Origin of the sequence: Acetomicrobium sp. S15 = DSM 107314 (assembly GCF_016125955.1) — a bacterium.
Lineage (GTDB): Bacteria > Synergistota > Synergistia > Synergistales > Thermosynergistaceae > Thermosynergistes > Thermosynergistes pyruvativorans.
The window spans coordinates 46,159-59,960 of sequence record NZ_JADEVE010000127.1 but is presented as its reverse complement, the minus strand read 5'-3'; the positions used below and the strand labels follow the sequence as shown (position 1 = coordinate 59,960).

The following is a 13,802-nucleotide window of genomic DNA, read 5'->3' as shown; positions in this document are numbered from 1 at the left end:
AAAACCTTATGGCGTCTTCGTCTTTCACCTCCCTCGGGTTATGGGCTAAAAGCCTGGTCTGAAGCATTGTGTCTTTGCCCATCTTTTCGAGCGTGTCTTCTTTGACTCCCACATCTCGCAGCTTTAAGGGCATGTCCAAAGACTTCATGAGGTTCACAATTGCGTCCACGCACTTTTCGGCTTTCTCTTTTGATGAAAGCGTTTGTACGTTTTCTCCTAAGAGGGAAGCGACCTTCCCGTAGCGGTCGTAGTTGCTTATTAAGTTAAACCTGGTAACGGGGACGAACATGAGCGAGTTGGCCAAGCCGTGGGGGACATGGTATGTAGAACCCAAGGGATAGGCACAGGCGTGCACTGCAGCACAACCGGCCTGGGCGAAAGAAAGGCCTGCCAAAAGGCTTGCCAAAGACATGGCCGTACGAGCTTCTGTGTTTTTGCCATCTGCGTAGGCACGCACCAAGTAACACCCTATGAGCTCTATGGCAGGAAGGGCCAGGAGGTCACTTAAAGGAGAGGCATCTTTTGATGTATATGCCTCAACGGCATGAATAAGTGCATCCATTCCGCTCGAGGCCGTAACCTTTGGAGGACATGTCATCGTCATTTCAGGGTCTACGAGGGCCACCTTGGCGTAGTTGAAGGGGCTCTGGATGCCGAACTTGGCGCCCTGCTCTCTGTCATCGAAGACTGCAACGGCCGTCACTTCGCTGCCTGTGCCTGCTGTAGAAGGTATTAGGATGGTAGGGATGCCGGGTTTTTTAACCTTGTTCACGCCGAAGTAATCCCTCGGGTGACCGCCGTTCGTGGCCAGTATCGCGCCTCCTTTTGCACAATCTAAAGAAGATCCACCGCCAAAGCCTATGATTAAGTCAATTCCTTTTTCCTTTACGAGGTCGGCTATTTTTAGGGGAATGTCTACGGGAGGTTCCGGGAGGACTTCGCTGAAAGTCAAAAGCTCTTCTACCACGCCTTTTAAGGCCTCGTTTAAGCTTTCCGTCATGCCGGCTTTTACGAGGTTGGGATCTGCAACGATGAGGACTCTCTTTGCGCCTATGGACGCTACTTCAGCAGCGAGGTTCTGGCGCACTGCACCGGGGCCAAAGACTATCCTCGAAGGAGCGCAGAAAGAAGAGATGCGCATCGCTCCCCACATGAAGTCTTGTATCATGATTAACCATCTCCTTATGGATTTTTGGCTGTCGCGTTCAGGTTTCAGGATATCGAGATACAGGACAAATATATAGCCTGCATGTTTGGGAGTCAAGCTCAGGTTGACTCGTCAAAATCTACGATGATCTTTGAATGGCATGTACATAGGGCAAAGAGAGCAAGATCGAGGCAGCAAATCCGTTTCGGGTATAGAATTGCTAGTGAAATCGGGCAGATGAAAGCGTGCTATAATCCATTTTGAAAGAGTGCGACCAGGGGGTGAACGAGGTGGGGATGGCAGAATGCAAATTGTGCGGTAAGCCCTTTATCACGGCAGGACCCACAATATGTCCCGCCTGCCTAAAGAGACTTGATAATGTATACAAAAAAGCACTGGATTATCTGAGAGATCATCCGCACGAGAGACTGAACGCAAAGGAGCTCGCCGAAGTCATCGATGAAGATTTAGCGGATGTGAGAGCCCTAATAGAACTCGGATGGATAGAGCGCGACATCTCAACCGAGCCTATAAACGAAGAAATAGATAAGAAGCGTCATCTTCTAAAAGCTTTTGAAAAGGAACTTTCGGCACTGCAAGGACAAAGCCGCAAATACAGTTCTTACAGCTATGAGCGATATGGCCGCACTAAAGATAAGACAAAAAAAGATAAAGATTAAAAACTACAGACAACACTATTTTTAGTTTACTATAAATCTATCTCGAGATGGCTTAGATTCAAATGTGTGTTTTAAATATAAAGTAAAATGTTTTAGCCAAGCTACATAGTGCGAAGGATTGGCGTCGCATGTAGCCCTAACGGCGAAGACAAGCGATTGGGGCAATCCAAAACCACCTCCTGTTGTCACAGTTGGATAAATGCTTATAATGAATACAAGTCAGATTTCTAAGTAAGGGGTGGTTGCTGTGTGGACTATGGAAGAGGCTGTAAGCGCCTTAAAAAAGCAGGGGGCTAAGATTACATCTCAACGCCTGGCAATCCTTCGCTTCCTTCAAGGAAGGAAGGACCATCCATCTGCAGAGTGCGTGTATCAGGAGCTAAAAGGAGAGTTTCCCACCATCTCCTTTGCAACCATATACAGCACGACGCAACTTTTGGCCCAAGCGGAACTGATACAGATCCTCACCGTTGACAACAAGCGCGTTCACTTCGACCCAAATCCTGAGACCCATGCTCACTATCACTGTATTCACTGCGGCAGGATACATGACATTCCCCTCAGCGAACGAACGGTGGGAGATATATTACAATGCGCAAACTTCCAAGTAGATCAAATCCAGATCTATCTTTATGGCACTTGCCCCGAATGTTTAAAGCATTTGACCCAATAAAAAAAGGCCTTTGACGTTTGTCCTGTTTATTCCTGTAATTCTCGCTGCTTTGGCTGTGTTCTTGAGCCTATGGAGTGCTCGGCGAAGCACCCGCATCATAAAGTGCGCTTTCTGGTTCTTATTGGTGTCTATGCTCTTATCGGTCATCATAATTACGGCAACAATGGCGCCCTTGTGGGTTGCAGCAGCGCCATTGTTGCCATTGGCTTTGTTTTTAGTTATAGCTCATCGCCTTTTTAGGAGGACAAGATAGCTGCCTTTTTTATTCTACTGTCACACTTTTTGCCAGGTTGCGAGGGGTGTCAATTTCACAACCTCGCTTCTTTGCCATATGATAGGCAAAAAGTTGAAGAGGAACCACTGTCACAAAGGGAGAAAACTCCTCAATGGTATACGGAACGGAAAGTACGTAGTTTGCCTCCTGCGCCAGCCGTTCATCATCGTCAAAACCGACGGCTATGATGGGTGCATGTCTTGCTTTGGCCTCCTGAATGTTGGAGAGCGTTTTTTCATAGAGGCTGTCCCTGGGCGCAATCACAACCACAGGCACCTTGGGCTCAAGAAGCGCTATGGGGCCATGTTTCATCTCGCCTGCCGCATATGCCTCTGCATGAACGTAGGATATCTCTTTGAGTTTGAGAGCACCTTCCATGGCTATTGGGTACGATATCCCCCTTCCTAAGAAGAGGAAATTATTGCTATCGGCAAATCTGGAGGCCAACTCCTCTACAACAGGCTCCCTGTCGAGGACAGTTTCGATTTTATAGGGAAGTTGAATGAGCTCGTCTATCAGCTCCATCTCCTGTTCGACATGGAGAGTTCCCCTCAATCGCCCGATGTAGATAGCCAACAGATATAAGGCTGTGATTTGCCCCATAAACGTCTTCGTCGCAGCAACGCCTATCTCAGGACCGGCTTTGAGGAGAAGGACGTCGTCACAATCGCGGGCCAAAGTCGAGCCACGCACATTGGTAACGGCCAGACAATAAGCCCCCATCTCCCGCGCTTTCCTTTCGGCGGCTATGGTATCGGCCGTTTCGCCGGACTGGGAGACAAAGATGACGAGCGTGTCAGGCCCGATCTTGCCCTGACGATAGCGGTACTCTGAAGCGATATCTACCTTCAAATCCAGATCGGTCCAACGCTCAAAAACTCTTTCGGCCACGAGAGCCGCATAGTAGGAGGTGCCACAAGCTACGAGATGAACCCCCTCGAAGCGGCTCACAACTTTCTCGTCCAGAGAGATCTCATTAGAAAGGTCCACTCTACCGCCTATAAGCCTGTCTTTCAACGTGGAGCGGCATACTCCTCCCTGTTCGTGGATCTCTTTGAGCATGAAGTGAGGGTAACCGCCCTTTTCAGCCATAGACACGTCCCAATCCACGAAAAACGTCTTCTTTTGCAAGGACGATCCTGATTTATCCCACAGAGCGATTCCTTGGGGAGAAAGCTCCGCGATCTCGCCGTCGTCCATGTAAATAACGCGCCGCGTATAAGGAAGGATCGCCGGGATGTCGGAAGCACAGAACGATTCTCCTTCTCCCAAGCCTAAAACCAGGGGCGGACCATTGCGGAGGCAGTAAATGTGGTTAAAATCATCCCTGTCGATGATGGCAAGGGCATAAGATCCCTCAAGGCGTGCCTGCAAAGCCGTAAGTGCTCTGAGGATATCTCCGTCGTAGAGCTTGGACAGCAGTTGAACTATCACTTCTGTATCGGTCTCAGAGCTAAACGAGATACCATCGGCCAAAAGGGCCTCTTTCAACTCATGGTAGTTCTCTACTATGCCATTATGCGCAAGGACAAATCGCCCCATTCCGTCCACATGGGGATGCGCATTGACCGCAGATACGCCGCCATGGGTAGCCCAACGCGTATGTCCGATCCCCTGACGGCCCTCAAGGTCGAGCCCAACAAGGATGCGCTCGAGATCCGAAACCTTGCCCACTTCCTTTATGACTTTAATCCCTTCGCCATCGCGAACCGCCAGACCAGCCGAATCGTATCCCCTATACTCAAGTCGCTTAAGCCCATCTAAAAGCACACTGCAGGCCTTTCGATGGCCTACGTAGCCTACAATCCCACACATAAGTATCTTTCATCCTTTCTAAATCCTACCACACGGAAGAATTGCCGTCCCCTTTGTCCCTCAGATCGCTCCGCGGTTTTGTAGGACAGCTTAGTGGCCTATCTTCCATGGCCATGGGGGCACCCGCCGACAATTTCGATTATCCCCCAACCTCGTCAGCTGGTTAAGAGCCAGCCCAGGCGCTTACCATAACGCTACAAACAACCTCCGCCATCTCTTTTCTACACGTCCATCAACCCCCTTTGTCTCAAAAGAGAAAACAACGCCTCCCTAAGCGTGCCGTTCTCGAGCGCCATCGTGACTGTGGCCTTAAACCATCCCTCCTTTGTGCCGCAATCGAGGCGCAATCCATTATACCGCAGCCCCCACACTACCTCCTCGCCGAGAAGTGACTTTATGGCATCTGTAAGCTGTAGTTCACCGCCGGAGCCCGGACGAAGGTTGTGTAGGTGATGAAATATCCTGGGCGATAGCAGGTAACGACCTACCACTGCCAAACGGCTTGGAGCCTCATTAAGAGAAGGTTTCTCAATGAGATCGAGGATGCGATAGACTCCGTCTTCTTGAGGTTCAACTCTCGCTATGCCATAACGAGATACCTCTCCGGGCGACACTTCCTCCAAAGCGACGACCGACCCACCAAGCCTTTCGTGAAGCTCTACAAGTTGACGCAACACAGGCGTATCCGCAATCATGACGTCATCGGGCAGGATGACGCCAAAAAACCCGCTCTCGCAAAATTGCTCACCGCAGAGCACCGCATGTCCCAAACCTAAAGGTTCCGACTGGCGAACATAGGCGAAGCGCGCCATCTCGCTCACAGCCACAACCATATCGTAGAGTTCCTTCTGACCGCGTTCTAAGAGTATGTTTTCCAATTCTATTGATCTATCAAAGTAATCTTCAATGGCTCGTTTGCCGCGACCGGTCACGAATACAACATCTGAACAGCCAGAGTTTACAGCCTCCTCGACGCCGTAATGAATGATGGGGCGATCTATGAGAGGCAGCATCTCCTTCGGAATCTCCTTAGTTGCCGGCAAGAAACGCGTCCCCAAGCCAGCGGCAGGAAATAAACATTTCGTAATGGACCCCATCTCAATTCCTCCTTCTGTAAGAAGTGCTACTTCGCGTTCAACTTAGCGTCAACTTCTTCGATACAACGAGCTAGTTCATCGGCCAACGACACGAGATCCAGATCGCGCGCCTCCAAGAGTATGCGCACCATCGGTTCCGTTCCAGAGGGGCGAACGAATATCCTCCCTTTGCCCTTGAGTAATGATTCCGCCTCTTTTATCTTATCTCGTACGGCATCCTGCGATAGGATAAAGTGCTTATCACATACGCGGACGTTCTTCAAGAGTTGAGGGTAGCGACGAAAGCGATCTGCCAAACTCTCGACTTCTTCGCCCAGCGAATCGCACGCCCTTAAAAATAACAAGGCCGTGCCTATGCCATCGCCGATCGCTCCATAGCTGCGCACGATGACGTGGCCAGATTGCTCGCCGCCCAAAAGGGCTTTCTCGCACTCCATGACCTCGAATACGTAACGATCTCCGACGGGAGCGCGGAAACAGGGAATGCCATCTTCGGCCAATAGTTCTTCAAGAGCCATATTACTCATAACAGTAGCTACGACGCCCGAACCCAAACGTCCTTCCTTCTTTAGCCATCGGGCAAGCACCCATAATACTATGTCTCCGTCTAAGACTTGACCCTTCCGATCGACGAAGAGTACTCTGTCACCGTCACCGTCAAAGGCGATCCCCAAGTCGGCGCCCTCTCTTTGTACCCATCCTTTCAGGTGTTCCATGTGCATAACGCCCACACCTTCATTGATGTTCACGCCGGTAGGATCTGTCCCTACGAAAAACACTTCATCGCCCAATATATCCAAGACATTTTTTGCTATAACAGTGGTGGCACCATGGGCGCAATCTACGATTACTTTGCGCAACTTGGGTTTCCGCTCACCCATTAATCCTTTTAAGAAATGGACATAACTTTCGATGAACGAAGATTTCTCATCGACAACACCTATGGAAGCACCAGTGGGTCGCCATTCATCGAGGAGATTGTCACTCAAATACTCCTCGATAGCGGCCTCGTCGTCGTCGCGCAATTTGACGCCGCCGCTGTCGAAAAGCTTAACGCCGTTGTATTCGGCTGGATTATGAGACGCGCTCACTACAGCACCCCCGTTGGCGCCGACTGCCCTAACAGCAAAGCCCACTCCAGGGGTAGGAATAACTCCAAGGGCATAAACATCTGCTCCAGCCGAGGTAAAGCCGGCAAATAGCGCTGCCTCGAGCATAGGGCTCGAACGGCGCGTATCGCGCCCTACCACAATCTTAGGGCGAGGTGCCCCTCTCTCGGCAAGGAATAGCACGTGGGCTCTGGCTATGCGAAGGACCACCTCTGGCGTCATGACCCCTCTGTTGGCTACATCCCTAACGCCATCCGTCCCAAAGAGGCAACGCACCTTGTTCGACAATGTCCTCATCCCCACTTTCTGTCAGACTAAACGCTCAATCATCGGCATAAAGCATGACTTGCGGCGGTTCTATCTTTAGAACTCGCACGTTTACACCCTGGAGACGCACTTTTGGAGCTGTCGATATCTGCTTAGAGACGACATTGCTTGTATCAACATAGACCTCGATCGGCAGTTCTTTCGGATTTAGCTTCTCTATCACAGAGGGTGGACCCTCCAGGACAATATTTACCCGATCGGGATCCAATCGCCACTTTGAATATATCCCCTTGCCCGCTATTTTAACAGGTATATCGAAAAAGGTTCGGCTGACCGTGCGTTCTCGCAACTCGATCTTCACTTTCACTCGTCCTTCACCCTGTAGAGACACCCCCTTCGGAATCTCCAGCGTTACAGTTCTCTCCTCGGACTTGCTTAATCCTTCTACGGAAACGGGGGCAGTTTTTACGCTTGTGATTCCACTGAGCACATTGGAAGGGCCCTCCAATGTTACCCTCCCCGGAACTACGACAATAGATTCCACGGTGAAATCTGGATCAGGCGCTCCGCGCAGTTGCACCTCTACAGGCACCTCTTTTCTGGGGAAGCCCTTCTCCGCAGACACGGATATGTTTACCCATGACGGATCTATGCTTAAACCTGAAGGAATTTCGCCTTGCGCTTTGAGCTCTACAGAGGCCCTCGCGCTCTCTCCAGATGAAACCTTCTCCCATGGCAAGCGCACGACGGCGCCGGTCACCTTGGTGATCAATTCCTCCCGGCCCTTGACCACGACCTTGTCTGGAACCGCGTTGACTGAATGAACGATATACCCTTCCGGTATATTCGCTATCTCTACCTCTATCGACATCACGCGCTCAACCACTCTATGCAATTCGACTTCGATATAAGACGGCTTCACTGAAACGACGGAAAAACCAGGCGGAAGGGAAATTTTGATAGGCAATCGATGTCTTGAGGGGTTCTTCAAGCCTCTCAGATCAACCTCGCATATGATGTCCCTGGCATTAAGAGAACTCAGGAGGGCAGGCGGCGCGGAGACCTGAACCTCTACTTCTTCCGTTTGAGCTGTAACCTCTATCCCTTCCGGCACATTCCTGTATTCCACCGGCACGAAAAACGTTTTCTCCTTGTTGCGATCGCCGGAGGCGTACATCCACAAAAATATAGCGAGGGCTACGGATACGATTTTGAGGAACAAACTCGACGACATGAGATCGTCAATCCTCCTTTTCATCGCCATCCTCCTCGCTGCCGAGCCAAAGAGAGCCCATTTCCTCTTTCAGTCGTTCCCAGAAACCTTCCGAACGTTCTTCCGCTCCAAAATAATGCACCAATAACTGTCTGAGCTGCTTTTCCTTAAGGCCTCTTGAGAGATGCCCTCGCACGGCAAGCGCAATTTCCCCTCGCTCCTCTGACACGACCAAAGATACCGCATCGGAAACCTCCGTAACGCCGAGGGCGGCACGATGCCTTGTCCCAAACCATCTTGAGAGGTTCGTCTGTTCGGTGAGCGGCAGATAACAAGCTGCTGCTAAAACCTTTTCTTTATCTATAATAGTCGCGCCATCGTGGAGCGGATTATTGGGCCAGAATATAGAGACGATGAGCTCCTGGGAAATATCGGCATTAAGCCTGACAGCGGTGCGCCAAATATCGCGCAAGCCCACCTTGCGCTGCAGCACGAGAATGGCCCCGATTTTTTTCTCTTGGAGAAAGATAAGGGCGCGCACCACCTCATCTGCCAAAATGCTGGCTCTTTCTTTTGCAAGCCTGCTCCGCCATATCCTACCCTGTCCCAACTCTGCCAGCATACGGCGCAACTCGGGCTGAAAGACTATAGGGATAGCGATCAATATGACGCTGAAGAGTCTTCCCAAGAGCCATGACAGGGCCTCCAGCTGCAAAGTCCTCGCACCCACAGAGAGTAGCCCCAATATAAAAAGCCCTTTCACGAGCTGCATAGCCCGCGTATCTACGAGCAAAAGCAACAATTTATAAATGATAAAAGAAATTATAAATATATCTAAAAAATCCTGCCACCGCAGAAAACCGAACATTCTCTTCAAAACTCCTCGATATATACTATTCCTCTATAACTTTCTCCACATACTGAGATGTGGCCGCTGCCAACATGCACCCATAGTCCATATAAAAAGAGAGGATATCTCCCCACCGCACCGGAACAGCCGCTTCCTCTACGTCGAGCAGGAGATGATCGCTGGAAGCACCAATCACGAAGATCCCCTTTTCGGTGGGAAAGAGACCCTCAGGGCGCACATCCTGACGCCCCGCAGCAATTATGGCCCTCCTCCTCACTCCCCGATCGACCCACTTGGGAGCGTTGCCAAAAGCATCGGCCCCAAGTTCGCCCTTGGGAGCACTGGGTTTCGAGCGAACCTCTATAACCTGCGCCTCAAAGAGCATCGTATCCTGGCACAGATAGGGAATTAGTTGACCATGCGTGACGTCTCTGCCAAGCAGAATAGCTTCGCCTACCCTGAGTTGATTCACCTCTTCTGGCAGCTCTTCCTTCTCTAAGAGCTTGAGGGATGAAGTAGAACCGCCCGAGAAAAGCTCGAGTTTACACCCCAAAAGTCCCTCAAGATCATGCCCCACCTGCACCAATTCCCCAATGTTATCAGGCGACGGAAGGACGCCGCCGTAGCATCCTACGTTCGTCCCCACGCCCAAAGGCGCGACCCACCGGCACCTCTTTAAGCTTTTGCCTACGCTTTCTACTTCGCAGGGCAAAATCCCTTCTCTCAGATCCCCCACATCGACCATAACGATCACACCGTGGCTCTTCCTCTTCACGGCACATGACCGCTCCAGCAGCTCTATTGCCTCCACGGTCGAAACGAGCGTCACGGAGGCGAGATCGACAGCGCAATCGATCTCACAAGCCATAGGGATGCGAAGCAGCATAAACGGCCCCTTCACCCCGGCCTCTCTCATTAGCTGGATGTTCTTTAGGCGGCTGTCGGCAACCCACTTGCAACCGGCTTCGAGCATAACTTGCGCTACGCTCGGATGACCGCATAATCCTTTTGTGACGCCGGCCACACTTATTCCCCTGGCTTCGCATCGTGACACCACGGCACTGGCGTTTTTTCTTATCTTATCTAAATAAATCAAAAGTTTGGGATACAAGACCCACACTCACTCCCCTCGCAGCTTGCGCAAGATGGCAAGGTTGCCCTCGTCCCCAATTCCATCCTTCGGAGTTTCCAAAAGACAAGGAGTATCATTCCATCGCCTGTCGTTGAGTATAAACGAAAAGGCGTTGATGCCGAGCTTTCCCTCTCCTAAGTGGGCATGCCGATCTCTCTTGCTGCCCTTGTCAAAGAAGCTGTCATTCAGGTGCCAACAGCCTACCCTCTGAATACCAAAAAGGCGATCCACCTTATCGACGAGGCGATTATACCCTTCTCGGCTCCTCAACTCATATCCGGCAGAAAAAAGATGACACGTATCCAAGCAGATGCCAAGCCTTTTCGTGTCCTCTAAGGAAACCATAACCCAATGCAACTCTTCCAGCGTGCTGCCGACAGCATTTCCCTGTCCTGACATCGTTTCCAGCAATATACGAACCCGTAAATCGTCGCTTTCCTCCAGGACATGCGAAAGCCCATCTTTTAGCCTGTGCAAGCCCTTTTCTATGCCGTCTCCCTTGTGAGAACCCGGGTGGAGGACGAGGTCATCGATCCCCAGAAGGTCGCACCGTTTCACCTCTTCCGCCAGGGAGTCGACACTCTTCTTCCACAGGGTTCCGTCGGTCGAGAGGTTGATCAAATATGAAGCGTGGGCCACGATCTTCCTAACAGAACTCCGCCGCCAGCGTCTATAAAACTGTTCACATTGATTCATAGAAAGGGGAGAGGTGCGCCATTGAAGCTGATTCTTCGTAAAAATCTGGGCCGCCTCACATCCCAATTCCTCTCCCCGCTCTATGGCCTTCCACAATCCCCCGGCAATGGAAAGATGCGCACCTATAAGGGCCATTTACCTGTATCCATCTTCGCGCAAGCGTTTTGTGATGCGCCATAATATGCGAGCCGTAACTCCCCAAATCCGCATCCCCTTAGGAAGGTCATAAACCGGATAAGATATCTCAACACCGTTCCTGATGGCTCGCTCGATCTTTGGTTCGATATCGAGGCGATCGAGATCCAAAAATATCACCTCAACCACCTCTTCGGGACTCGGGCGAAATTCCTTGACGCCTTCTATCCAACCCAAGACAGGATAAACTGCGTAAGAACTGGCATAGGTGTGTTCTACCGGCATAAGAGATAGAGGAACGACACAATGTCGGGGCAGCCCTAACTCCTCTTCGGCTTCGCGAAGAGCCGTGTCAACAGGAGAGAGGTCTTCATCCTCCACTCCTCCACCAGGGAAAGAAATCTCGCCACCGTGGACTCTGAGGTTGTCTGGACGCTTAACCAAGATCACCCGCGCACCGTCTGAGTGGCTTATAAAAGGGACAAGGACAGCGCTCCATTTAAAACCGCTATCGCCGCCAAAGATGAATTCATCCCATGACGGCACACGTTCAAGCGGTGGGAAAGCACTGCGTAATTTTTCAATACTCAACTGATCTCGATGGCATAATCCATCGACTTCTTGCGTCATCCCCATACATTATCCTTTCTGGTCAACCTTCGATTAAGAATATCATTTGGATCGCCTTCACGAAGCCGTTTTTAATGCAATTTCACCTCGCCTTTATAGATGATGCCCCTGTAACCGTCCACAGTGACCACCATGCCATCTTTCAGCAAACTCGAAGCGCCTGTAGCCCCCACTACACAGGGAATGCCAAGTTCCAAAGCCGCCATGGCAGCATAACTGGCAAGGCCACCCTCTTCGGCAATTATCGCCGCGGCTTTTTTAAAAACCGGCATATAACTTTTAACGCCTTCCTTGACAACTATGATGTCGCCAGGGCACACCTTTTTTTTAGCCTCTTCGACCGTAGTCACAAGGCGGACCGGACCAGTAGCATTGCGCCTTATAAGGCTCATCCCCTTTAAGAGGATCCGACCCACGGTATGCACTTGGACCATGTTAGTGGTCCCAGGGATGCCCACCGGTACGCCCGCGGTCACAACCACCATGTCTCCTTCTTCAATTAGACCTTCGTCGAGGGCTGCCGAAAAAGAGGACTCGACAGCCTCATCTACGCTTGAGCTGTCTTCTTTATAAATGGGATAAACCCCCCATACGAGGCTGAGTTCGCGCCACGTGCGACTTGATGGGGTAATGCCAATTACAGGGCAAAGCGGGCGGTACTTGCTGACCATCCTGGCAGTGCTACCGCTGCTGGTGAGAGATATAATGGCCTTCGCTTTCATCCCCTCAGCAATGGATACAGAGGCGTGCGACACCGCATCCGGCACCGTGGATGTCCTTATGGGAACGGTTGCCGGACGCTGCCAAAGGCGCATCTCCTGCTCGGCGCGAAGTACGATAGTGCTCATAGTTTTTACAGCTTCCGCTGGATATTTACCGCTTGCCGTCTCGCCAGAAAGCATCACCGCATCGGCTCCGTCGAGCACGGCGTTGGCAACATCACTGGCTTCAGCCCTCGTGGGGCGTGGGTTGCGAATCATGGAATCGAGCATCTGCGTCGCCACTATCACTGGTTTGCCTTCGGCGCGAGAGAGATCGATGATCCTCTTTTGAACGATAGGCACGTCTTCCGTGGGCATCTCGACCCCCAAGTCACCACGCGCAACCATCACCCCATCTACGACCTGGACGATCTCTTCGAGATTGTTTACAGACTCCTTCGTCTCAATCTTGGCGACCACCTTCATAGATCCGCCTAATTCCTCCATGGTCTTCCTAACGTTCATGATGTCGTCACGGGTGCGCACGAAGGAGACTGCTACATAGTCCATATTTCGCTCAATCCCCCAGCGAATGTCCTCCTTGTCTTTAGTGGTCAGAGCCGGCACTGAGAGGTGAGCTCCAGGGACGTTAACCCCTTTCTTCTCGCCCAATTCTCCACCTACGATGACGGTGCATACTACGTCATTTTTGCTGATCTCTACGACTCTTAAATGTATAGAGCCGTCATCTATGAATATCTCTTGCCCAGGCGAAACCTCCTTGGGAAGATCTTTGTAGCTGATAGATACCCTTTCGGCGTTGCCTGAGCATTCATCTGTGGTCAAGACAAACGTTTGGCCGCCTTCCAGAAACACGGGCCCGCCGCCTTCGAGTTTGCCGGTCCTGATCTCGGGGCCCTTGGTATCCAACATTGTGGCAATGGGACGCCCCAGTTCCTCTTCTGCGAGCCTCACAAGGTCAAGGTTCGCTCCGTGGCTTTCATAGTCTCCGTGACTGAAGTTCAAGCGAGCCACGCTCATGCCGAATTCCGCCAAGGAGCGAAGCACGTTATACTTCGAGGAGGCCGGCCCTATCGTGCATACGATTTTAACCTTCCTCACGCCTCTTACCTCCGCTCTCTACCCTGCCGTGTTTCGTTAGTATCTCAGCGCTACCTCTTACCTTGATAGCTGATGTATGCTCGGTAAATTGACAGATCCAGACTTCTCCGGCATCGAGCTTCTCAGTGTGGGAAAATCGCGTCTCTTCGCCCCGTGTAAGACCTATCACGGTCACTCCGTTTTCTAAGGCTTTTATCACGATATAATCGCTCAAAACGGAATAATTGACCAATTCCTCCTTCATCGTACATCCCTCCAGAT

At 51.2% G+C, this 13,802-nt stretch carries 13 protein-coding genes; 2 read left to right on the top strand and 11 right to left on the bottom strand.

Going from position 1 to position 13,802, the window contains the following annotated elements; genetic code table 11:
• On the bottom strand, nucleotides 1-1,168 hold a 1,168-nt coding region (locus EZM41_RS03405; RefSeq protein ID WP_198469530.1), incomplete at its 3' end, for an iron-containing alcohol dehydrogenase.
• A 269-nt stretch (nucleotides 1,169-1,437) separates the two neighbouring features.
• Between EZM41_RS03405 and EZM41_RS03400 the strand changes: the two genes are divergently transcribed.
• Nucleotides 1,438-1,827, top strand: coding sequence for a hypothetical protein (locus EZM41_RS03400; protein WP_198469529.1), 390 nt, complete (start codon nucleotides 1,438-1,440; stop codon nucleotides 1,825-1,827).
• A 256-nt stretch (nucleotides 1,828-2,083) separates the two neighbouring features.
• A complete protein-coding gene (locus EZM41_RS03395) occupies nucleotides 2,084-2,500 on the top strand; it encodes a Fur family transcriptional regulator (RefSeq protein ID WP_232619030.1) in 417 nt (138 codons plus the stop codon).
• 262 nt (nucleotides 2,501-2,762) lie between these two features.
• Here EZM41_RS03395 and glmS read toward each other — a convergent pair whose 3' ends face one another.
• The 10 genes from glmS to mtrB all read right to left on the bottom strand — a co-directional run bounded on the left by glmS (nucleotide 2,763) and on the right by mtrB (nucleotide 13,785).
• Nucleotides 2,763-4,589: a glutamine--fructose-6-phosphate transaminase (isomerizing) gene (gene glmS / locus EZM41_RS03390; protein WP_198469525.1), complete on the bottom strand. Its 1,827-nt coding sequence runs from the start codon at nucleotides 4,587-4,589 to the stop codon at nucleotides 2,763-2,765.
• Between the two features lie 221 nt (nucleotides 4,590-4,810).
• Nucleotides 4,811-5,686, bottom strand: a complete 876-nt coding sequence (gene galU, locus EZM41_RS03385; protein WP_198469523.1) for a UTP--glucose-1-phosphate uridylyltransferase GalU — start codon at nucleotides 5,684-5,686, stop codon at nucleotides 4,811-4,813.
• A 26-nt stretch (nucleotides 5,687-5,712) separates the two neighbouring features.
• The gene (gene glmM / locus EZM41_RS03380) at nucleotides 5,713-7,092 is read right to left on the bottom strand and encodes a phosphoglucosamine mutase (RefSeq protein WP_198469522.1); all 1,380 of its coding nucleotides are present in this window, start codon (nucleotides 7,090-7,092) and stop codon (nucleotides 5,713-5,715) included.
• A 25-nt stretch (nucleotides 7,093-7,117) separates the two neighbouring features.
• Nucleotides 7,118-8,320: a CdaR family protein gene (locus EZM41_RS03375; protein ID WP_198469520.1), complete on the bottom strand. Its 1,203-nt coding sequence runs from the start codon at nucleotides 8,318-8,320 to the stop codon at nucleotides 7,118-7,120.
• Nucleotides 8,304-9,143, bottom strand: coding sequence for a diadenylate cyclase CdaA (gene cdaA, locus EZM41_RS03370; protein ID WP_198469518.1), 840 nt, complete (start codon nucleotides 9,141-9,143; stop codon nucleotides 8,304-8,306). Before cdaA ends, EZM41_RS03375 begins: the two co-directional genes overlap by 17 nt.
• Nucleotides 9,144-9,168: 25 nt before the next feature.
• Nucleotides 9,169-10,245, bottom strand: a complete 1,077-nt coding sequence (locus tag EZM41_RS03365) for an alanine racemase (protein ID WP_198469516.1) — start codon at nucleotides 10,243-10,245, stop codon at nucleotides 9,169-9,171.
• Nucleotides 10,246-11,088, bottom strand: a complete 843-nt coding sequence (locus tag EZM41_RS03360; protein WP_198469514.1) for a deoxyribonuclease IV — start codon at nucleotides 11,086-11,088, stop codon at nucleotides 10,246-10,248.
• The gene (locus tag EZM41_RS03355) at nucleotides 11,089-11,718 is read right to left on the bottom strand and encodes an NUDIX hydrolase (protein ID WP_198469512.1); all 630 of its coding nucleotides are present in this window, start codon (nucleotides 11,716-11,718) and stop codon (nucleotides 11,089-11,091) included.
• A gap of 71 nt (nucleotides 11,719-11,789) precedes the next feature.
• Nucleotides 11,790-13,541 carry a pyruvate kinase gene (pyk, locus tag EZM41_RS03350; RefSeq protein ID WP_198469510.1) on the bottom strand — a complete coding sequence of 584 codons (1,752 nt, stop codon included), beginning with the start codon at nucleotides 13,539-13,541 and terminating at the stop codon, nucleotides 11,790-11,792.
• Complete coding sequence (gene mtrB / locus EZM41_RS03345) at nucleotides 13,528-13,785, bottom strand: trp RNA-binding attenuation protein MtrB (RefSeq protein WP_198469508.1); 258 nt, start codon at nucleotides 13,783-13,785, stop codon at nucleotides 13,528-13,530. The genes pyk and mtrB overlap by 14 nt, the downstream gene beginning before the upstream one ends.
• Between the last annotated feature and the right edge of the window lie 17 nt (nucleotides 13,786-13,802).

Excerpts from the sequence above, each read along its gene's own strand:
- glmM (WP_198469522.1), bottom strand. The coding sequence starts at position 7,092 with ATGAGGACATTGTCGAACAAGGTGCGTTGCCTCTTTGGGACGGATGGC.
- galU (WP_198469523.1), bottom strand. The coding sequence starts at position 5,686 with ATGGGGTCCATTACGAAATGTTTATTTCCTGCCGCTGGCTTGGGGACG.
- glmS (WP_198469525.1), bottom strand. The coding sequence starts at position 4,589 with ATGTGTGGGATTGTAGGCTACGTAGGCCATCGAAAGGCCTGCAGTGTG.
- EZM41_RS03355 (WP_198469512.1), bottom strand. The coding sequence starts at position 11,718 with ATGACGCAAGAAGTCGATGGATTATGCCATCGAGATCAGTTGAGTATT.
- EZM41_RS03360 (WP_198469514.1), bottom strand. The coding sequence starts at position 11,088 with ATGGCCCTTATAGGTGCGCATCTTTCCATTGCCGGGGGATTGTGGAAG.
- mtrB (WP_198469508.1), bottom strand. The coding sequence starts at position 13,785 with ATGAAGGAGGAATTGGTCAATTATTCCGTTTTGAGCGATTATATCGTG.
- cdaA (WP_198469518.1), bottom strand. The coding sequence starts at position 9,143 with ATGTTCGGTTTTCTGCGGTGGCAGGATTTTTTAGATATATTTATAATT.
- EZM41_RS03395 (WP_232619030.1), top strand. The coding sequence starts at position 2,084 with ATGGAAGAGGCTGTAAGCGCCTTAAAAAAGCAGGGGGCTAAGATTACA.
- EZM41_RS03375 (WP_198469520.1), bottom strand. The coding sequence starts at position 8,320 with ATGAAAAGGAGGATTGACGATCTCATGTCGTCGAGTTTGTTCCTCAAA.